Below are 19,248 nucleotides of genomic sequence, written 5' to 3' on the forward strand. Positions count from 1 at the left end.
TGGGAATGTTTATTTCTATGAATTGGACTCAAACTGCTATTAGGTATGTATGCTTTCTGATGAACCGCTTCCTTAATAACGGAATTCATGACGGAATGTAATTGAAGTCGTCGATCATCAAGACATGTGTATTCTGGCTGTTGCGGCTGAAACATGTTTATTTTCTCCACATCGTTCTCCCTCACTCTCGCTTATGAATATTTATTCCTTATATTCTTCTAAATTCAGCTAAAAAAGGCTGAAAACAAAAAAAGAACGCAAACCGGGTATAGACCACAGTCTGCGTGCTTCGCAAGTTAGGGTATTTCTATTCAACGCTTTAGTTAAGTGATGCCTTAACGCTTGTAATAACTAATTGCTATTCTAATGAAAAAGCTGACACTTGTCCAGACTTAATTCATATATTCTGTCGAATTATCTGGCAGGAACGTAAGGATTATTCTGTTTCTCATATCCTATCGTTGTTTTGGGACCATGTCCCGGATATACCTTAACCTCATCCGGGAAACGATACAACTTATTCTGAATGGAGTCCACCAGATCTCGTTCACGTCCACCTGTGAGGTCCGTTCTGCCTACGCCCATGCGGAACAACACATCTCCAGCAAACAGATCATTTTCGCAAAGGAGACTGACACTCCCTGGAGAATGTCCTGGCGTATGGTATACCTGAAACGTGTGACCAATCAATTGCAACTTCTGACCTTCATCCAAGGCAAACTCTGCCGGATTCGCCGTGATCGGTGGTGTGACTTGCGGCCAATTCAACGACCCGTTCAACTTGGCCGTAGTCAGCCAGTCACTTTCCAGATCATGCAAGTAGACGGGACAGCCCTTCAGCTTACGAATCTCCTCCACACCGCCGATATGATCGAAATGAGCATGGGTCAGAAGAATCGCTTCAATCTCCAGATCCTGAATAGCCTTGAGTAGCGGGCCAGGATTCATGCCTGGGTCAACAATAACAGCTTTACCCGGGTCCTCGCCCTGTAACAGGTAGGCATTGGTTTGCAACGGCCCGAGCGTAAATGTACGAATGTTAAGCATATGAATTAAAAACCCGAAATCAGTTCACGCAGCTCACGAATGATCACTGCATGGGACTCCGTTCCTTCCCCATAACGTTTCAAGATCTCTTTGCGCGCTTCGGCCATGTTGTCTTGGTAGTCTGCAGCTTCACGATCAGGATTCAGTCGTTTGAACTCGACCATGACCTCTTGTACGTGTTGCGGGCGCGGCCCCCATTGACCAAGCACATGTCCGCCTGTATCTGCTACAATCACAATCGGCACAGAACGACCACCCATCGTCAGGAATTCATCCATCACATCCGGATGATTTTCCATAATCAGAACTTCAGTCGGGATGCCTGAAATCTCCAGCGCCTGAAATACGACCGGAATGTTACGCACAACGTCACCGCACCAATCTGCTGCCAGAATCAGCACACGAAGGTCGTCACGATAATTCAGACTTTCGAAAAACTCACGATCTTCTTCGCTTGCCCAGACAAAGCTGTCATAGTTCGTCTGAAACTCACTTTGGTTTTTGGTCATACTTGCGATAAATTCCTTTGGTGGCAAGCCTTTACCGAATTTGTGAGACAAGTTAGGTTTGGACATTACTTCACACTTCCTCTCTTTTTACGTACATTCATCCATTTGATAACAACATAAATAATCATAAGAGCAAGCGCGACAAGCAAGATCGGCGTAATAAACGGTGCCGCTTTCTCATCTACATGCTTCCACTGATCTCCAAGAATCATCCCTAAATATATAAACAATGCAGTCCAAGGTATAACAGCGAGTGTAGTCAGCAGAATGAATTTGCCTGTGTGCATTTTTGTGATGCCAGCCGGAATGGAAATCGCATGCCTTACGACCGGAACAAATCGCGCAGTGAAAATAACCCCTGTTCCATACTTGCGGAACCACTCTTCAGAATGATCGATGTGTTTTTTCTGGATCAATATGTATTTACCGTAGCGTTCAAGTACAGGTCTGCCGCCATAACGACCGATCCAGTAAATAAACAGCTGCGCCAGCACTCCGCCCACTGTACCAAAAATCATCGCACCGAAGAAGTTAATGTTATGCTGAGAAACGAGAAAACCACCATATGCCAGCACAATTTCACTTGGGATAACTTCCAGCATTAACCCGAGCATGATGCCAAAGTATCCGAGACTTTGAATCCAGTCGAATAATTGGCTGACAATGCTATGAATAACGTCCATCTCAACCCTCTTTCTTTTTCCTGAATGGCGGTGCCCTGCCGCACCATGGATGTTCGTCCTTATTTTATCACAGCCCCCTGAACGTGGCTACTTGCGAGAACGGGACAGTGTCCCGCAGGCACTGCTCCGCATATGGTATGGGGAGAGGAGTGTGGGAACGTGTCATTTAAATCTACGCCCGGGTCTCCCCCGGTCAAGCATAAGCAATCCGGCCAAAATTTGCCCTCCGCCCGAGGCATTCGCCGTGCCTGCAGCAAGGAATTATACCGGACATCCAAGCGGTTGAAATTGTATATCTCTCCAGAACGTATGAAACAGGCCGAGGAAAAGTACTACGCCAAAGTTATTGCAAATCTACTCTGGATTGGAGAAAACCGCAATGATCGTAAAAAACTGTGCGAATGGTGGAATAACGAAGTCAGCGCAGAGATTGCTGCGCTCTGGGACGTTGAGGTTGAACCGCTGAAAGAAGCATTTAAACATGCTTTTGGCGGTTACCGTCTGTAAAAAGAACCCGAACAGGCAGGTAGAGACATCCCTCTTCCGCCTGTTCAAGACCTACTTAGATAAGCAAAAGCACCCCGCAGCAATTCTGTGCAAATTCTCTGCAGTCAACGAAGATGAAGAATGCATTTGAAAACGACGATCGTTACGCATCTGTTCTGTATTTACCTGTGATGCCAACTCTTTGTAACGTTCATATATTGCTATTCCTATCGCCGCAGTCTTTTGGGCTTGTAGGACTTTTCCTTCTAAAAACTCACGCATCGTCGCTTGTTCCATCCAGTAGAGTGTCGTTCTCTGGGTTATAGCATCATAACGATTCAGGGCAATGGCTGAAATAAAATATTCCCCCGCTTGCTTCCCTTCTCCGGATTTGGCTTCTAATCGGCCGAGCTCCACATAGAGATCAGGATTACTAGGTGAATGCGACAAACTGTTCAATAAGATGGGTTTGGCTTCCGCTTGAGGCAACGTACGTGCAAGAGAAATCGCCACATCAGGCCGATCCGGATTCAAACGATGTACTGATCGAAGATACTGGATACTCGCTGTTGTTCCCATTGGCTCAGTCAGTGCGTGACGATATTGCATATCCGCCCATGCGTAACGTGCTGTGATCCAGAAGGTACTTCCCAGCCAGCATGTAAGCATAATTACGACTGCATATCGTTTGACATGGCCTGATATGACGTAAGAAAACGAAGTACGAGTCCAGGTACGGATGTAGCTACAAACGTAGGCATAAATGTGGGTCTGAGCACTGTGATTCGTAAGACAGTGTTGATGCGATGAAACTGGCTCCGCTTCTATTCTCAGCGCAACCGCCCATGCCGCGAGCCAGATGAAGAGCATCCAGCTGAGTGCATAACTCCAGTCGAAGTCCAAGATTCCATGCAGGACGAAGACAAGCACGGGCGGCAGTAGCCGCGGTGCGAAGCGGCGGATACTGCGCAGGGTGAAGAGTATCCACCCTGCAATCAGCGCGATGCCGAGCAGGCCCGTATCCAGGGCCAAGTCGAGCAGCCCGCTGTGTACCTCGCCGCCGACATACGGCGAGGACTGGATGGCGCGAAACATGTTGCGCCATGTATCCCCTCCGTGGCCGAGCCATGCGGCCTCGGTCCATAACCGCAGGGCATCCCGCCACAGCTGCAGGCGGGATGCCCCTGTGCCGACACCCGCCGCGAAACGTTCGGCGGTGGAGGCTGCGGCCATCAGTGCGGCGGCGATGCACGCCAGCACGGTGGCCGCAAGAGCAGTGGCGCGCCCGGCTGGGCCGCCGCTGTGCCAGAGACGGCACAGCAGCAGCGTGCCGAGCAGCGCAGCTGCCCATGCCCCGGCCAGTGCCAGCAGGCCGGGCACGGGTGCAGGCGCCAGCTGGGCAGCAGCCAGCTGGCGGTAGAGCCAGGCCGCGCAAGCCAGGGGCGCGGCCAAGGCCAGCAGCAGCGGCAGGCGGGCACCGCGCCGCTGTAAGAAGGCGGCGGCCGCGGCACAGCCGGCCGCTAGCCAGGCGCCGCGCGACTCGCTCAGCAGGAGCGCGGCTTGCGCGGGCATGAGCGGCAGCACCGCCGCGAAGAGCCGGCGTGCCGGGACGGCTCGCCCGGCCAGCACCCCCGCGGCTGCCGTCAGCCGCTCCAATGCGTACATGCCAACAACGGCACCGTACGCATTGGGGTACTGCAGCAATCCGCCGAGCCGGGCACCGGCGGAGCTGATCTCGGGGTCATCTGTCCGCATGACCCCGTAGGGCAGCGGCAGCACACCGCACACGGCTAAAATGCCGCTTAGCACAAGCACGCCGCCTACCAGCTGCCAGCCAAAGGCCAGCCAGCGCACACCACCCTTACTCGCTGCCAGCAACACAGCGAGCAGGGCAAACATCGCGAGCAAGCTCCAGCGCAGCATCTCATGGATACTGCCCTGCGTACTTACCGAGCCTGCCCAAGCATGCAGGGCATAACACACCATCATTGCCAAAGGAAACCCTACATGCACTAAATCTACGACTCCCAGCCGAGAGGATTCCGACCGAACGGAGGCGATGCCATCAATTCCCCTTATCAGTACGCCTCGTTTATACACCACAAGAGAGAACAGCACGACAACACCAGTCATCAGAATAACGGGGTACAGGTCAGCCGGATGGAACAATCCTCTTCGCAAACATCCTGCCAGCAATATAGCTGCCATGCTTAAACCTAAGACTGCAATCCACCATCTGGATTTACGATTACGCTTCTCACTACCCTTACTCCCCATTTCAATCTCACAACTGGACGCTGATGCCCCGTGCCCAGAGATCAAGAAACGGCGTGGACTGGCTATATCGTTATATGTATTGTGCCGATCTCTGAAATAGCACCCGTTTTTCGGAGGATTACTTGTGCTCACATTCATACTCACTCCCACGAATTCTGATCCGTCAGAGGTTCGCTCTCTGTCCTTCACCCCCATCTCCTCCTTCCTTCATTTATTTGAAAATAAAAAAAGGCAGAAGAATCCCTCTTCGGGTCCTTCAGCCTTGGTTTACATCCTTAACCATTATGAACTTGTTCACGCATCATGCCGACATCAATGGCATCCTATATCTTGCACATCAAGTAAAGCGACCCTGGTACCAGTATGTCCCCTTCTTCAGGTATACAGACCAGTCGTGCACGAAACATCCCTACTTTGGTTCTTCTTGTGTTCTCTTTTGAACCCTTTCTCATCCATTACCTGCATGCCAAACATTAGTGAAGATTACATTTCGCAGACCGCTCTAAGTTTTCCCTGTCCACTTTCCCACCAGTTATGCTTCCTTCAACAGGTAGCAGATCCGCACAAGCACGTTCCAGATATGGATCGGCATGAATGAAATCACGGAATGCAGTGTACTCGTCCCACATGTCCTTCACTTGACCCGCCTGACCGCGAACGGCGCGAATCAGAATATTTTTCGGTGTATTCTCCAGATCAATGAATTCGAGCAACTGTGTTTTATATCCCATAATATCCAGCAGTTTGGCGCGAATCGCATCTGTTGCCAGTGCGGAGAAACGCTCCTTCAAAATGCCGTGAGACAGCAGCGGGTTCATCACCGGAGACTCTACCTGGTCATACAGTTCATGCTGACAACAAGGAACCGACAGAATGACAGAAGCTCCCCAGCGCACTGCTTTCTCCAAGGCCGCATCCGTCGCCGTATCACAAGCATGGAGAGTAACAACCATATCCACTTCGTTCAGTTCATCATAATCCGCAATGTCACCAACGAGGAATTTCAGATCACCGTAATGCAAACGTCTGGCCAGATCATTACAGTGTTCAATAACATCCGCCTTTAGATCCAGACCGATGATGTTAAGCGAACGTCGCTGTTGTACGGACAAATAATGATACAGGGCAAAAGTCAGATACGACTTGCCGCAGCCAAAATCTACAATCGTCAGCGGACGTCCTTCCGGCAGATGAGCAATAACATCCTGCACCATCTCAAGGAAACGGTTGATCTGCCTGAACTTATCGTACTTACGTGCAAGCACACGTCCTTCCTCGTTCATAATCCCAAGTTCAACGAGGAAAGAAACCGGAACGCCCTCTTCAAGTACATATTGCTTTTTGCGATTATGGGACAGATCCACCGCTGTTTTGGATGGGGATTTGGTCAGAATCGATACTTTATATTTTTTGCTGATCAAAATTTGATAATCCGCATCTGCCGTACACAGCAATCCCTGACGGAACGTCTCTTCACACAACAAAGTCATACGCTCCAGCGCTTCAGCCGGGGTCAAATTCTCATGCAGCACTTTATTCGCATAATGAAAAGCAAACTGATAATGAAGCTGATTCTTCAGCGTAACCGGCTTCACCTGCACTTTGGTAAACGAGACATTGTCCCGTCTGCGCAGCTGACTCCAGGTCGCCGTAATCAGCGAGTTCTGTTCAAAAATATCTTGTATAAGCTTTCGCAACGAATCCACGGGGTACATCTCACTTTCGGTTTGGTTTGGTCAACCGTTACCATACCATAATTCCGTTCCCTCTCCAAGTGAAGAGCTACGCTCCATTAGTTCAGTCATCAGATATTCTATAAGTTCAGCGATTCATTCGGTTATTCTTCTGTTACGACCTGCTGACGTTTGGTTTCCACTGCTGTAATCTGTGCCAGCCCCTCCTCGACCTCAGCCCGCGGCAAACCGCCCTGTTCAAGCTGCTCATCCGTAAGTTCCGTCAACCTCTGATAAAATGCTCGCGCGTCCTCTTCATACTGTACCGGATAATCCGCATCAAGATGCATCAGTCTGTACCAGCCATTCTCCGCTGCATCATATCGGCCCTGTTGCTCCCGATATAACGCAAGTTGCTTCTCCGTTCGCGCAGGAAGCTCATATCCCTTAATTTGCTCTATAATACCTTCTATACGGTCAGGCACCTGTAATAACTCGCGATTAGCACCCTGATTTTGGGCGTACAGGTAAAAATGTAAAGCTCGCATTAAACGAACAAGCGCCGCATCCTCCGCGTCCATTTTCTCCTCATCATCAATGCCTTCGACTCTGGCCTTCTCGTGATAGATATATGCTTCTTCCTCAATCAGTCTCGCCGCTTGCTGCAGATTGTCCACCTCAATGACGCCGCGAAAACGGAACATCTCAATCACATCCTCTGCAGGCAGAGAATTCAGCAGATTGAGATTCATGCCAAATTGTCTGCGCATTAACTCATCCAGTTCAGATAAAGCCTCCGTATGTTTACGTTGCTGTCTAAGCGTAAAAGCCTTGCCAATCGCCTCTGTCATTTCCTCCATCATGCGGAGCAGATAATCCTTCCTGAACATCGGTGCGCCCCCTTATATCTTCACTCATTTATCGCATACGTAATATCGCGTAGTCATATGATTTATTTTAATTCATGCCGTGAAAAAAAGCGAAAGTCCTGCTCTCCTGCTTCCGAAGCCGGTCAGCAAACACATCAAAGCCCCTGCTTGTCCATATGGACACACAGGGGCTACATATACAAACTCGATTGAATGATCTTATGGTTAGTCAGACAATCCCGTCATAAACTGTTGAATTACCTGAATCAATTGTTCCGGCGCTTCATACATACTCATATGTCCTGCACCTGCAATGGTGGCCTGCACAATATGAGGCTTGTCACTCGTAAAAGTACGTTCCGGTGGAATCAGCCCATCCTTCTCCCCTGCTACAAGTAATACTGGAAGCGGTGTGGCAGACAATACATCACGGCGATCTGGACGTTCACGCATAGCGAGTGCCGCGCCAACAGCACCTTGAGGGGCAGTTTGATAACCAATTTCCTTCACACGATTCACATGTGCCGACATCGATTCAATATGCTTTGGAGCGAACAGACCAGGTACCAGCCCGTCCACAAAATTCACAATGCCTTCGGTCTGAATCGTAGATACTGCACGCAAACGTTTCTCCTTCGCTTCGTCGCCGTCCGGATACGCTGTTGAATGGATCAAACCGAACGCGTTGAGTCGCTCCGGATGGTGCTGTGCAATGGAGAGTGCAATATATCCGCCCATGGAATGTCCTAGAATCACTGCTTTTTCCACGTCTAGCTCATCGAGCAATTGCAACACATCGTTGCCCATCTGTTCAATGGTGTAACTGCCTACAGGTGCATCCGTTTTGCCGTGCCCACGCAGATCAGGTACGATACAACGATAGCTGCGGGCCAGCTCCGGTACTACTTCATCCCAATAGGATGAACTACCGCAGTAACCGTGAAGCAGTACAAGCACTTCTCCCTTACCCTGCTCAGCATAACAAATCGTTGTTCCATCACACATCACTTTTTCCATATTAATCCCTCTCTCTGCGCGAATGTAATATTTCAGGTTGTATATTATTAAGCATTCATCTCATAAATGAAACGTTTATCATACATTCCAGGCTTCCGTCACCGCATCTGCAATCGTTTGTGACATGCCCATGACCAAGTACAGCGAAGTCATCTGCAAAATCGAATAGGGTCTTGGTCCGTTGGCATTTACTACTGCAGCTACACTGTATTCTCCAACAGGTGGCAAATGACCCCCAACGGATTGGGCAGGGCGCAAGGATGTTGCCGATACATAGTATGTCCCGGTAGCATCTTTTGGGCCCAAACATGCATCTATTGCTATAACCTTATGGTGTGAAGGAATGTGGGCCAGTCTCTTTTCAAGAGTATCTGCATCACAAGGCGTTGCCAGTGTACCGATTACATGAGGTATGCCACGCTCCTCCAGCAAAGCCCCCGTCATCGGTCCAAGAGCATCCCCGGTCGAGCGATCTGTGCCGATACATAGAAACGTAATCTCGTTCAGTTTATGGAGCTCGGAGATCTCCTTGAAAAAAAGGGCCATCTTGTCTCCAGGCACGCCTTTGCGTACACCTCGGCTCTGTTGCCGGACAAGTTCCCGTTTATATAAAGCCAAACTGAATTCCTCCTTGTTACACATGAGAATATTGGACAACCCTAGTGCTACCTTTACTTCCAGTCGTTGTGATCTATTCTCATATTGTAACCGATGCTCCATTCTCCCGCAAAATCATTGGCTTGTCCCCTTCTACTCATGCTACAATAACAGAAGTTCCGTTTGGACAAATGAGCAACCCATCTCCGGAGATGGAAAGGATGAAGTTAACGATGGATTTAACACAAGCAACAGCAGAAAATATGGAATATATGATTGAAGCGATCAAAACCAAGCTGCGGATGGCCAGTGGTGCCGCGATGCAAGCTTCAGCGTTCCCGCTTGAGAAATATGAAGATTTGCAGGATTTGTACGAAATGGTGATGAGCAAAGAACATTTGAGCATCTCCGAAGTAGAAGCGGTTGCTTCTGAACTCGGTAAACTCCGCAAATAAACTTCTCTCTCCACATGCGATCTTCACACCTGGCACAAGATGAGCAACAAAAAGGACCTGTCTTACATCAGAACACTGATGCAGGACAAGTCCTTTTTGTTGTATTAAGGAAGATCCACAAGTACGAATTCAGCAGGCTCGCTGCCCGTACTTGTCATTTGTAAATCACAGCTCTTACGGATACGGGCCGCATCTCCGGGCTTGAGATTAAAGTTTCCGTCGGAACACTGCATTTCGAGATGTCCGTTAATGAGAAACAAATGTGTACGACGCTCCTCATGTTGCGGAAACATTAATTTCTTTCCTGACTCCAGCTTGGATAGATAACAGGTTACATCCTGAGCGATGCGAAGTGAGTTTTCTTCTATCGATTCATCCGTTTGGCCAGATGCACCTGACACAACTGGACATAGCCGGTTGAGCTGGGCGGACTCTTCTATTTTCCGATAAGCATAAGATGGCTTCAGCATGCGCTGAGAGGGCAAAAACCACATTTGCAAGAAACGTACCGGTTCATCCGTGGCTGGATTGGTTTCGGAGTGCTCTACGCCTGTGCCTGCACTCATCACCTGAACTGTCCCCGCTTCGAGCAACTGTTCTGTGCCCATACTGTCTGTATGTTTAAGCGTGCCTGATATCACATAACTGACAATTTCAAGGTCGTGATGTGGATGTTTCTTAAAGCCTTCTTGCGGCATCAGTATGTTGTCGTTGTGGGCTAACAGACAGCCAAAATGAGCATTGCTCGGGTCCTCATAATCCGCAAAGGAAAAGCTGAATTCGCTGTGTATCCAACCGCGATCCGACGTGTGTCTTTCTTCCGATGTCACTACTTTAATCATATTCATCCACCTCCAGAGGATTGGAACTGCCGTATGGCAATAATCCATGCGTGTTCAAAATGATATAGGTCAATACCAGTTGGTATGTGATTTTTACCCGGGGTCCGGTCATTCTAATCACGTTCCTTCTAAAGGTTACACGCTATCTTTTCATGAGTGGAGCACAAATTCACTATCCATCCGACCCACTATAGTGCCTGCATCATTACGAATGTCTGCAGAAAATACTTCAGCCAAGCGTGCAATGGTTTTAGGGTTGGAATAGTTTAGTTGCTTCAATATCGATTGTGCAATGGAAGCCCATTCTTCCTCAGAGCCATCCAGCACTTTGAAGGTGATGCCCAATCTTTCTTTTTTCAGTGCAAAACCAAATACACCCTTGAATCCGCCTTTGGCGACAATATTATCGTCTTCCAGCAACACCGAATCCACCCGATTCTGGCCACCGACCATCAGAGGGTGCTGATTCATAGCCGAAGTGATCGTCTTTACAGCCATGCGTGTAGGCTCATCTGCAATCAGGTCAGGACATGCGAGCTTGAGATATGCATTGGCCAGTGCAGACAAAGGTAGCGAAAATACCGGAAATCCACAGCCATCCGTCCCTAGTTGAATCTCTTTTTCTTCAATGCCTGCGAGACCTGCCAGTGTTTCTAGGATTTCTCGTTGCACTGGATGATCCGGCTCGGCATAGCTGCTCAAATCAAGTTTTCTCATCTGGCTATAACCCAGAATGCCCAGATGTTTCCCCGAACAGTTATGCAATATTCTGCGTTTCTCTCCTTGCGCCCTCAACCAGTTATTGCGGCTTTCTTCATTAAGCGGATAGCTTGGTGCACAGATCAGACATTCCTCACCAAGTCCGATTTTATGAGCCAGATGCTCCAGCACTTGAATATGCTCCGGCTCAGAGCGATGTGATGAAGCCATGATTGCAATCTCTTGTGGCTTAAGACTATAATGTCGATCAATTCCGGCCCGAATACCTGGAATCGCTTGAAAAGGTTTGGCCGATGAACGTGTGAACGCTCTGAAATGAGGATCACCAGCCGAATATACAACCCGGCCATGCTCATCTGTAATACATATGTGTCCGTAGTGAGCGCATTCCATCACGCCCGTACGGTATTCTTTAACTAACAAAGCACTCTCCACGCGAGTTTCTCTCCTTTAAATTGCTAATTTCTTCTCTGCTTTGCTTCACGGCGCCGCATGGGATATCCTCATTAGTATAGTACAAAAACGACGGTTTTACAGTTTTTTCGACAGTCGTTTCGGGTAAAGCTTTATCAGCCTTACTGAAGGACTACTCTTTATAGAAGGGGATACGTTTCATGCTACGTAATTCTCAACATCTATCATCTGAATCATCTCATGTGATGTCTTTGCAATCTCTGCTGAAATACGTCCTGATTGCTTCACTGCTAAGCTCAGCTACTGTTTTATTATTGGCTGGTGTTGGAGCCTGGCTGGGTCTGGAACGTTTAATTCGACTGGACAGTCAAGTTCAGCAAATGTTTTATCTCCACTCGCAATCCCGTCTGTCTCTGCTACCCTACACTTCCTTCATCACGGCACTGGGTTCATTTAAAATATCAGCACTTGCTGCAGCAGGGTTCGCACTATTATGTTTCTTACAGCGTCATCCCAGAACGATGATGTATGGTTATATCATCTGCGCAAGTTTCGGAATGATGTGGATTTTGAACACGTTTTTAAAAGAAATCTTTAGACGAAGCAGACCCGAACTGGATCACCTTCTCGTTGTGCATGGATATAGTTATCCCAGTGGTCATGCCATGATTTCGATGGGTTTTTACGGTATGCTTTTTGTCATCTGGGCCATCGAATGGAAGGAACGGGATGTAATTAGAAGATGGCTTCCTGTTATTTGCGGTATTCTATTTGTTCTGTTGATCGGCGTGAGTCGGGTTATGCTGGGGGTTCATTATCCTACCGATGTTTTTGCCGGATTTGCCGCAGGCTTCGTCTGGATTGGCTGTATGATTCAGGGAATAAAACACCCTGCCATTTGATCCCCTGTATCTAATTTCCAGCTTATTCATCGGACAGTTAGTTGTTTCACCATGTTGCACGGCGTTTATATACGAAGTAAGCAAACGCGAACAGACAACATCCTGCATCAAGTTGAAAGGAGGCGGTTGTTATGTGGGGCATTATTATCAGCATTGTCATGGCGATCATTATCGGTTTGATTGGAGATGCACTTGCCGGTCATAACATGCCGGGCGGCGTGATTGGTGCGATGATTGCCGGATTCGCCGGAGCCTGGCTGGGAGCACTTTTGCTTGGTAACTGGGGACCGGTTATCGGTAACTTTGCCGTCATTCCCGCCATCATTGGTACAGCGCTCTTTGTATTCTTGCTGGGGCTTGTGTCCAGACTGCTAAGACAGGCTGCCTGATTCGGGTTAGATGGTGTTCGTTGTTTCGTATTTCTTTCCTAAATTAATGAAGGAGTGATTAGACATGAATAAAGCAGAAGAGCAATATCCTGTACAAAGTGGTTCGACTTTCGCCAAAGGCATTTTCATCGGAGGTTTGTTGGGCGCTGCAGCTGCCCTGTTATTCGCCCCTAAACCAGGACGCGAATTGCGTGGTGATCTTTCTGAAAAGGTAGGTATGGTGACTGACCGTACAAAGGAAGTGGCCACAGTTGTTGGTGACAAAGCTTCTGAAATTGCCAAAACGGTATCTTCCAAAACGTCCGATCTGGCAAGAACAGTAAACCAAGGTCGCAATGACGTTATGGATTCCGTAAGAAAAGCTTCAGCAGATGTTGCTGAGGAAGCAACACGTGCATCTGAAGAAGTGGCTGCCGCTTCCGTAGAAGCGAAGGAAGATGCGCGTAAACAATTGAACTCGACAAGCCTGTAAGGCTTGATGAGATCGAGCAATGAATAGCCAGCTGCATTCCAGCTGGCTATTTTTTATCCAAAGCGAACGGAGGAATGACAGATATGAGTAAAGTCACGATTAATGGCAACACCTCAGTACCGGGAGGAACACCTGCACAGCAGTATGATACCAGTGAACATCCATTCGAATTGCGTCACGAGGTCAAGCGCCTGAACACACGGCTTGATCAGATTGCCGACAGTCTGGAGAGGGCTCAGATCAAAGACATCATTGAAAATTACAGTAGTCCCAAGAAACGAATCATTACCAACTTTACAGCAGGTATGGCTCGTGGACTTGGATTGACCGTCGGAACGTTTGTTGTGCTCGGTTTGCTTGCCTTCATTCTTAGCCAATTTGTCAATATGCCTATCGTGGGTCAATACATCGCCGACTTGCTCGGTTACATTGAGGATTACAAAAAATAAAAAAGGAACCGCCCAGTCTGTGACTATCGCGGTTCCTTTTTTCCTCTGTCCCGGTTTCCCCGAGCGGAGGACTGTGCAGATTTTACTTTTAACAAATCCCCGGTCCATCCTTTCATCATCATCCATATATACATACTGATCATGCTGCAGATGATGAGTACAATAACAAGCACGACTCCCCATGTTTTGTCGATCAGGGGCAAATTCTCAAAATTCATCCCCCATATAGCACCTGCGGCTGTTGCAGGTGTGAATACGGATGTCACAATCGTCAGTGTCTTCATAATTTCGTTGCCGCGTACGCCTGATATCGCGTTGTCGATCGAGATTAAGGTATCAATCTCCTTTTCATAATGCTGGAACAGACACTCCATTCGTTCAACGCGGTATTGAAGTTGCTGATAGAAGCGATTCTCTGTAATTTCTTGAAGATAGGCTTCCCGGGAAGCGGCCATTAATTCGGTATAAGGAATGAACAGGTTACTCCAGTACAGCAATTCGAAGCGTGCTGCCAGAATCTGATCCATTAATGTCCGCGCATTCCGTGATTCCATTCTCCGTTCCAGGTCACGCAGATTCATCTCAAAATGATCCATACCGACATGGTAATAATGTAGAATGGCCCGAAAAAGCACAAACATACCTTCTCTAGCCTGCGTACATTGGTGCAACATGTGCATTCGTTCGCCCGATTTCATAATGCCTCTCGTATTGTCGTCCAAATTAAGCGTGACCAAATTCTGCTTGTCGACATAAAAAAACATCTGATTATCTCTTCGTTGATCTTCTCTCTCATTTTTTACAGCATATAAAAACGAGCCAAAAATAACCGCATCTGTGCCATTAAAATAACGAACGGACAAGTAGTTCGATTCGGCTTCTGGTATTTTGCTTAGCCAGTATTGCATCTCTGGAAATGACTGTTCTAGATCACGAAGTGCGCTCTCCATACTACTAGAATCCGGAGCTACCCAATCCCACCACTGCCAATCTTCGGAGCAGGATAACTGATCACGCCGAGCTTCCAGTTTGATTTGGTCCACCTGACATTCCTCCTGAACATGTTTTATTCTATTGCCACTAAACTTTCCTCTCAATCAATTCAAAAAGGACACGTATGCATTCCAGTGCAATACCGTGTCCTCGTCAAGCCGTATTGGGGCAACAATTAGAATAATGGTTCATAGCAGAGAAGCGTTAGACATAATCTGCTTCAGTTTCTCCGTAGCCCTTTTCTGAATCCGGGAGACGCTCATCTGCGAGACACCCAGTTTCTGGGCTATAGCCCGCTGTGACTGTCCATCCTGAAAGGCTAAAATAAGTACTTTCTGTTCTTGTTCCTTAAGCTGGCCTAATGCCTGCTGCAAATCCATTCGTTTTTCCACCGAATCAAAGTCATTCACATCCGCGCTGATCAGTTCTCCTAGTGTCGCAGCACTGTCATCCTGAGATAATGGAGAATCCAGAGAAACATAGTGGTAACACTCCCGACCAGCCAGAACTTCAATCGTTTCCTCCGGAGTAAGATCCAGGTACTCAGCAATCTCATTAACCCCGGGTGAACGCTCCAGCTTTACCGTCAGCTCATCAATGGCATGTTGCACCAATGCCCCTTTTTCCTTGATTCTTCTCGGTACTTGAATGTACCATGACTTATCCCGTAGATAATTTTTCATATGACCGATCATACTTTTCATCGCATACGGTTCAAATGGAATCCCCAGATTGATATCATATTGCTTCAACAATCGGATCAATGCCATTTGCCCTGTCTGGTACAGATCCTCGTATAAATCAGGTCGATTCCGGGCAATTTTACCCGCAGCCATTTTGACCATCGGCTCATACTTGCGGATCAGAACCGTAGCGATTTCGTTGTCCTGTGTTTGTTGGTATTCCCAGATCAAACCAATCGCTTCAGACATGGACTCTGGGGGAGTCACTTTCTCATTCATACTTTCTCCTCACTTTTTGCAAGACGTTTTACGAGTACTACTTTCGTACCTTTGCCCGTCTCACTTTCAACACTGACATCATCCATCAAGGCTTGCATCAGGTAGAACCCAAGTCCGCCAATCTGAGCGTCTGTCAGTTCTTTGTCATGAAGTCCGGAACGTGTTGCGGCTGGGTTCACATTCTCGAAGCTGGAACCCTCGTCTTTGACAGTGATCGCGAGCATCTCACCATCTACTTCAAAAACGACTTCAACCATACCGCCTTCATGAGAGTAGGCATACAATACGGAATTGTTACAGGCTTCGGATACAGCAACCTTCATATCCTCAATGTCTTCATAAGAGAATCCCATTTTGGACGCAACACCATATAGATTAAGTCTTACAATATCCACATATTCAGCTGTCGCCGGTAAATTCAGCGTAATTCTTTGGACTTCTGCATTCATTCCTTTTTCGATCCTTTCCTATTGGGAATTCTTCTGTGTAACAAAGAATTTAGCTATACCCGTCATATCAAAAAGTTTCTGAATTTGCGCAGGAACTTCCTGTACTTCAAAGCGAGCTTCCATTCCATGTCTGGCCTTGAGAACAGATAACAGGATACCAATCCCTGTGCTATCAATGTACTTCAGATCTTTCATGTTAATAATCAGATCCTGCTCCTTGTTGTCCACGAGCGGTTCCATTACCAAACGGAAGTCAGGAGCAACCGACAAATCCAGTTCGCCAGTCAAATACACTGTGCATACACCGTCATGTGTTTCGGTTCTTGCGTTGAATTTTTCATTTTTATTTGTATTCATTAGACATCTCTCTCCTGATCAATGGTTTCCTTACCTTATAACCCAACTTACGCACGAGTGAAACAGGAAACATAACTGGTAAAAACTTCAATTGGCCTGATTCATTGCTGAACCAGCCGGATTAATAACCTGGCGTTTCTTCTGATAATGGGAAAGTTTCTGTTTGACACTTCCCATTTTCACCGGCTTACTGATATAATCGTCCATTCCTGCCTCGGTACAGCGCTGCTGTATACCTTCCATTACGTTAGCTGTCATGGCTATAATGACAGGTTGTTGCTTCTGAGACACGCTTGCGCGTATTTTTCTCGTACATTCCAGACCATCCATCACTGGCATCTGCAGATCCATAAAAATAAAGTCATATGGCGACGAGCTTTCGAGCACCATGTCGAGAGCCTTCTGCCCATCTTCCGCAATATCTGAGAGAAGTCCAAGCTTGTGCAACATGATGGCCATCAACTTCTGATTGATCGGATGGTCATCCACGATTAATACCGTTGCATGTTTATCTTCATGATTAACGTCTGTCAGCTTCTCTTCGCCGCTACCCTGAACCAGTTCCGTTTCAATGTAACGCTTGGCCTGAATGGTAAACACGAAGGTAGCCCCCCGCTTTTCAGAGATATCAAGATAAATCTGCCCACCCATCATTTCGACCAGTGTTTTACAGATGGCAAGGCCAAGGCCAGTTCCACCATATTTTCGAGTCATGGACGTATCAAGCTGAGAAAACGGCTGGAACAAGCGATCCACTTTCTCAGGTGCGATGCCTATTCCTGTATCTTTGACAGCAAATTCCAAAGACATATTGCCGTCCTTCTCTTCGTTCACGGACACAATGAGATACACACCGCCCTGCTCCGTAAACTTCACCGCGTTGGCAATCAAATTCAGCAGCACTTGGCGGAGACGTGCCATATCTCCATAGATTAATTCAGGCACAGCATCTTCAAGGAAAAAATCCAGTTCCAGACTTTTCTTACCTGCTTCTGCAGCGAACAGACCGAGCACTTCACGTATGCAGGAAACGAGTTCAAATGGATGCTCCTCCAGCTCCATTTTGCCGGACTCCATTTTGGTGAAATCTAGAATATCATTGATTACCGTGACGAGTGCATCGGCACTGCGGCGAACGATATCCACATATTCCTTCTGATCTTCCTTCAACTCGGTTTCCATCAACAGGTCAACCATGCCAATGACTCCGTTCATGGGCGTACGAATCTCATGGCTCATCATGGCCAGAAACTCCGTTTTGGCATTAGCCGCAATCTCGGCTTCTTCTTTGGCCTGCACGAGTTGCTGATTCATCTTCTCCAGTTCCTGTGTCTTCTGGTGAAGCAACATTGTCTGTGTCTTTAGTCTTTTGTTGGAGATAAACATCTCTACAAAACCCTCGATTTTGGACTTCAAAATCTGGGGAATAAACGGTTTGACCATATAATCAATGGCTCCCGCTGAATATCCGGCAAACAAATGCTCAGCCTCTCTGCTATTCGCCGAAATGAAGATGATGGGCACATCTTTGGATTTGTCTCGTGCCTTGATTAATTTCGCTGTCTCAATCCCGTCCATCCCAGGCATCTGCACATCAAGTACAATGACCGCAAATTCGTCTTTGAGCAGACACCGGAGTGCCTCTTCTCCGGAATTTGCCTTGACGAGTTTGTATTGCTCTGATTCCAGAACCGCTTCGAGCGCAAGCAGGTTCTCAGGGCGGTCATCTACCAATAATATGTGGATTGGTTCATTGAGCCCCATAACTAAGCCTAACCCCCTATTTGATTTTCCGGTATATTTTTTCGGTCCGGTCTAACGGCTCATAGGCATCGCTATATTCTGTAAAATGAATGGATTCTTTCGATCCCAGAACGAGTATGCCAAAGTGGCTCAAGCTCTCATGAAACAGCCCGTGCACATGGTTCCGCAGCTCATCGTTGAAATAAATCATGACATTGCGGCAAAAGATAACGTTAAACTCATTAAACGACCTGTCAGTTGCCAGATTATGTTCGGCAAAAATAATGTTTTTCTGAAGAAACGGGTGAAATATAACGGAATTATATTTCGCTGTATAGTATTCGGAGAAGGCTTTCGTGCCCCCTGCCTCCAGATAATTTGTTGTAAACAACTTCATTTTCTCAATACCGTATACGCCTTCCTTGGCCTGTTGCAGTGAGCGGTCATTCATATCCGTTGCATAGATTCGTGCCTTGTCATACAGACCTTCCTCATGCAGCATAATTGCCATGGAATACACTTCTTCACCCGTAGAGCAGCCTGCATGCCATATCCGAATATAAGGATAGGTTCTCAGAATAGGAATGATCTTCTCCCGAAACATGCGAAAAAGCGATGGGTCTCGGAACATTTCCGTTACCGGAATGGATAAATTCTGTACAAACCGTTCAAACGATGAACGATTGTGCAGTACCTTTTCCTGTAGTCCGGATATGCTTTTCACTCCTTCCGCATGCGCATAATGCCATATTCTTCTTCTTAGGGATGGCAACGCATAATTTCTGAAGTCATACCCATACAAACGATGCATTCCTTCCAGCAGCAATTCAATCTCGATCAGTTCCCGTTCTTCATCTTGCGGTATACGGATCGTATCTGCTCCCGTCTCGTTAGGTTCCCACGGTGTCATAACTTCTCTCCACTTCGTCTTTGGTTACTTGCG

22 protein-coding genes are annotated in these 19,248 nt (G+C 47.4%); 6 read left to right on the plus strand and 16 right to left on the minus strand.

Translation table 11 applies throughout. The features are described 5' to 3' along the window. Window positions 1–414 precede the first annotated feature (414 nt). From MHI38_RS11390 to MHI38_RS11400, 3 genes are read right to left on the minus strand one after another with little or no spacing between them, the layout of a single operon-like run. On the minus strand, window positions 415–1,047 hold the full coding sequence (locus MHI38_RS11390) for an MBL fold metallo-hydrolase (RefSeq protein WP_145334902.1): 633 nt from the start codon (window positions 1,045–1,047) through the stop codon (window positions 415–417). Between the two features lie 5 nt (window positions 1,048–1,052). Beyond that, entirely contained in the window at window positions 1,053–1,622 is a 570-nt protein-coding gene (locus MHI38_RS11395) for a thioredoxin family protein (RefSeq protein WP_154891714.1), read from the minus strand. Beyond that, on the minus strand, window positions 1,622–2,239 hold the full coding sequence (locus MHI38_RS11400) for a DedA family protein (protein WP_090924497.1): 618 nt from the start codon (window positions 2,237–2,239) through the stop codon (window positions 1,622–1,624). The genes MHI38_RS11395 and MHI38_RS11400 overlap by 1 nt, the downstream gene beginning before the upstream one ends. A 132-nt stretch (window positions 2,240–2,371) precedes the next feature. Here MHI38_RS11400 and MHI38_RS11405 point away from each other — a divergent pair, with 132 nt between their 5' ends. Then, on the plus strand, window positions 2,372–2,746 hold the full coding sequence (locus tag MHI38_RS11405; RefSeq protein WP_445667209.1) for a dehydrogenase: 375 nt from the start codon (window positions 2,372–2,374) through the stop codon (window positions 2,744–2,746). 51 nt (window positions 2,747–2,797) lie between these two features. On the opposite strand, the gene MHI38_RS11410 is transcribed toward MHI38_RS11405, so the two are convergent. The 5 genes from MHI38_RS11410 to yyaC all read right to left on the minus strand — a co-directional run bounded on the left by MHI38_RS11410 (window position 2,798) and on the right by yyaC (window position 9,179). Then, complete coding sequence (locus MHI38_RS11410; protein WP_186809828.1) at window positions 2,798–5,002, minus strand: O-antigen ligase family protein; 2,205 nt, start codon at window positions 5,000–5,002, stop codon at window positions 2,798–2,800. Window positions 5,003–5,475: 473 nt separating this feature from the next. Next, complete coding sequence (locus tag MHI38_RS11415; protein WP_090924494.1) at window positions 5,476–6,717, minus strand: class I SAM-dependent methyltransferase; 1,242 nt, start codon at window positions 6,715–6,717, stop codon at window positions 5,476–5,478. 122 nt (window positions 6,718–6,839) lie between these two features. After that, entirely contained in the window at window positions 6,840–7,565 is a 726-nt protein-coding gene (locus MHI38_RS11420; protein ID WP_154891716.1) for a DUF6483 family protein, read from the minus strand. Window positions 7,566–7,769: 204 nt separating this feature from the next. Continuing rightward, on the minus strand, window positions 7,770–8,561 hold the full coding sequence (locus MHI38_RS11425; protein WP_154891717.1) for an alpha/beta fold hydrolase: 792 nt from the start codon (window positions 8,559–8,561) through the stop codon (window positions 7,770–7,772). A 78-nt stretch (window positions 8,562–8,639) separates the two neighbouring features. Next, window positions 8,640–9,179: a spore protease YyaC gene (yyaC, locus tag MHI38_RS11430; RefSeq protein WP_308723224.1), complete on the minus strand. Its 540-nt coding sequence runs from the start codon at window positions 9,177–9,179 to the stop codon at window positions 8,640–8,642. Between the two features lie 212 nt (window positions 9,180–9,391). On the opposite strand from yyaC, the gene MHI38_RS11435 reads away from it, so the two are divergent. Continuing rightward, entirely contained in the window at window positions 9,392–9,613 is a 222-nt protein-coding gene (locus MHI38_RS11435; RefSeq protein ID WP_123065974.1) for a DUF1128 domain-containing protein, read from the plus strand. A 104-nt stretch (window positions 9,614–9,717) separates the two neighbouring features. Here MHI38_RS11435 and MHI38_RS11440 read toward each other — a convergent pair whose 3' ends face one another. Together MHI38_RS11440 and MHI38_RS11445 are read right to left on the minus strand one after the other, a co-directional pair. Next, window positions 9,718–10,455, minus strand: coding sequence for a pirin family protein (locus MHI38_RS11440; RefSeq protein WP_090924491.1), 738 nt, complete (start codon window positions 10,453–10,455; stop codon window positions 9,718–9,720). 150 nt (window positions 10,456–10,605) lie between these two features. Beyond that, on the minus strand, window positions 10,606–11,610 hold the full coding sequence (locus tag MHI38_RS11445; RefSeq protein WP_154891718.1) for an asparaginase: 1,005 nt from the start codon (window positions 11,608–11,610) through the stop codon (window positions 10,606–10,608). Between the two features lie 179 nt (window positions 11,611–11,789). On the opposite strand from MHI38_RS11445, the gene MHI38_RS11450 reads away from it, so the two are divergent. From MHI38_RS11450 to MHI38_RS11465, 4 genes are all read left to right on the plus strand, one after another. Next, window positions 11,790–12,491, plus strand: coding sequence for a phosphatase PAP2 family protein (locus MHI38_RS11450; RefSeq protein WP_090924489.1), 702 nt, complete (start codon window positions 11,790–11,792; stop codon window positions 12,489–12,491). Between the two features lie 131 nt (window positions 12,492–12,622). Then, window positions 12,623–12,880: a GlsB/YeaQ/YmgE family stress response membrane protein gene (locus MHI38_RS11455; RefSeq protein ID WP_090924488.1), complete on the plus strand. Its 258-nt coding sequence runs from the start codon at window positions 12,623–12,625 to the stop codon at window positions 12,878–12,880. A 64-nt stretch (window positions 12,881–12,944) separates the two neighbouring features. Next, window positions 12,945–13,352 (plus strand): YtxH domain-containing protein, encoded by a 408-nt coding sequence (locus tag MHI38_RS11460; protein WP_090924487.1) that lies wholly within the window; start codon window positions 12,945–12,947, stop codon window positions 13,350–13,352. Between the two features lie 83 nt (window positions 13,353–13,435). Beyond that, window positions 13,436–13,801 (plus strand): DUF5665 domain-containing protein, encoded by a 366-nt coding sequence (locus tag MHI38_RS11465; protein WP_139168946.1) that lies wholly within the window; start codon window positions 13,436–13,438, stop codon window positions 13,799–13,801. A gap of 23 nt (window positions 13,802–13,824) precedes the next feature. Here MHI38_RS11465 and MHI38_RS11470 read toward each other — a convergent pair whose 3' ends face one another. The 6 genes from MHI38_RS11470 to MHI38_RS11495 form a co-directional block, all read right to left on the minus strand. Beyond that, the gene (locus MHI38_RS11470) at window positions 13,825–14,844 is read right to left on the minus strand and encodes a magnesium transporter CorA family protein (RefSeq protein ID WP_261769624.1); all 1,020 of its coding nucleotides are present in this window, start codon (window positions 14,842–14,844) and stop codon (window positions 13,825–13,827) included. Between the two features lie 138 nt (window positions 14,845–14,982). After that, complete coding sequence (locus MHI38_RS11475) at window positions 14,983–15,756, minus strand: sigma-70 family RNA polymerase sigma factor (RefSeq protein WP_090924486.1); 774 nt, start codon at window positions 15,754–15,756, stop codon at window positions 14,983–14,985. Then, the gene (rsbW, locus tag MHI38_RS11480; RefSeq protein WP_090924485.1) at window positions 15,753–16,205 is read right to left on the minus strand and encodes an anti-sigma B factor RsbW; all 453 of its coding nucleotides are present in this window, start codon (window positions 16,203–16,205) and stop codon (window positions 15,753–15,755) included. Before rsbW ends, MHI38_RS11475 begins: the two co-directional genes overlap by 4 nt. Window positions 16,206–16,223: 18 nt before the next feature. After that, window positions 16,224–16,562 (minus strand): STAS domain-containing protein, encoded by a 339-nt coding sequence (locus tag MHI38_RS11485; RefSeq protein WP_090924484.1) that lies wholly within the window; start codon window positions 16,560–16,562, stop codon window positions 16,224–16,226. Between the two features lie 87 nt (window positions 16,563–16,649). Next, the gene (locus MHI38_RS11490) at window positions 16,650–18,326 is read right to left on the minus strand and encodes a response regulator (RefSeq protein WP_154891719.1); all 1,677 of its coding nucleotides are present in this window, start codon (window positions 18,324–18,326) and stop codon (window positions 16,650–16,652) included. Between the two features lie 16 nt (window positions 18,327–18,342). Then, the gene (locus MHI38_RS11495) at window positions 18,343–19,215 is read right to left on the minus strand and encodes a CheR family methyltransferase (RefSeq protein WP_090924482.1); all 873 of its coding nucleotides are present in this window, start codon (window positions 19,213–19,215) and stop codon (window positions 18,343–18,345) included. Window positions 19,216–19,248 lie beyond the last annotated feature (33 nt).

Source organism: Paenibacillus sp. FSL K6-1558, assembly GCF_038002565.1.
GTDB classification, from domain to species: Bacteria; Bacillota; Bacilli; order Paenibacillales; family Paenibacillaceae; genus Paenibacillus; species Paenibacillus polysaccharolyticus.

Coding starts and splice junctions, on each gene's coding strand:
- MHI38_RS11420 (WP_154891716.1), bottom strand. CDS start 7,565: ATGTTCAGGAAGGATTATCTGCTCCGCATGATGGAGGAAATGACAGAG.
- MHI38_RS11475 (WP_090924486.1), bottom strand. CDS start 15,756: ATGAATGAGAAAGTGACTCCCCCAGAGTCCATGTCTGAAGCGATTGGT.
- MHI38_RS11495 (WP_090924482.1), bottom strand. CDS start 19,215: ATGACACCGTGGGAACCTAACGAGACGGGAGCAGATACGATCCGTATA.
- MHI38_RS11435 (WP_123065974.1), top strand. CDS start 9,392: ATGGATTTAACACAAGCAACAGCAGAAAATATGGAATATATGATTGAA.
- MHI38_RS11450 (WP_090924489.1), top strand. CDS start 11,790: ATGCTACGTAATTCTCAACATCTATCATCTGAATCATCTCATGTGATG.
- MHI38_RS11460 (WP_090924487.1), top strand. CDS start 12,945: ATGAATAAAGCAGAAGAGCAATATCCTGTACAAAGTGGTTCGACTTTC.
- MHI38_RS11465 (WP_139168946.1), top strand. CDS start 13,436: ATGAGTAAAGTCACGATTAATGGCAACACCTCAGTACCGGGAGGAACA.
- MHI38_RS11425 (WP_154891717.1), bottom strand. CDS start 8,561: ATGGAAAAAGTGATGTGTGATGGAACAACGATTTGTTATGCTGAGCAG.
- MHI38_RS11395 (WP_154891714.1), bottom strand. CDS start 1,622: ATGTCCAAACCTAACTTGTCTCACAAATTCGGTAAAGGCTTGCCACCA.
- MHI38_RS11455 (WP_090924488.1), top strand. CDS start 12,623: ATGTGGGGCATTATTATCAGCATTGTCATGGCGATCATTATCGGTTTG.
- MHI38_RS11415 (WP_090924494.1), bottom strand. CDS start 6,717: ATGTACCCCGTGGATTCGTTGCGAAAGCTTATACAAGATATTTTTGAA.
- MHI38_RS11400 (WP_090924497.1), bottom strand. CDS start 2,239: ATGGACGTTATTCATAGCATTGTCAGCCAATTATTCGACTGGATTCAA.
- MHI38_RS11390 (WP_145334902.1), bottom strand. CDS start 1,047: ATGCTTAACATTCGTACATTTACGCTCGGGCCGTTGCAAACCAATGCC.
- MHI38_RS11440 (WP_090924491.1), bottom strand. CDS start 10,455: ATGATTAAAGTAGTGACATCGGAAGAAAGACACACGTCGGATCGCGGT.
- MHI38_RS11485 (WP_090924484.1), bottom strand. CDS start 16,562: ATGAATACAAATAAAAATGAAAAATTCAACGCAAGAACCGAAACACAT.
- rsbW (WP_090924485.1), bottom strand. CDS start 16,205: ATGAATGCAGAAGTCCAAAGAATTACGCTGAATTTACCGGCGACAGCT.
- MHI38_RS11490 (WP_154891719.1), bottom strand. CDS start 18,326: ATGGGGCTCAATGAACCAATCCACATATTATTGGTAGATGACCGCCCT.
- MHI38_RS11410 (WP_186809828.1), bottom strand. CDS start 5,002: ATGGGGAGTAAGGGTAGTGAGAAGCGTAATCGTAAATCCAGATGGTGG.
- MHI38_RS11405 (WP_445667209.1), top strand. CDS start 2,372: ATGGTATGGGGAGAGGAGTGTGGGAACGTGTCATTTAAATCTACGCCC.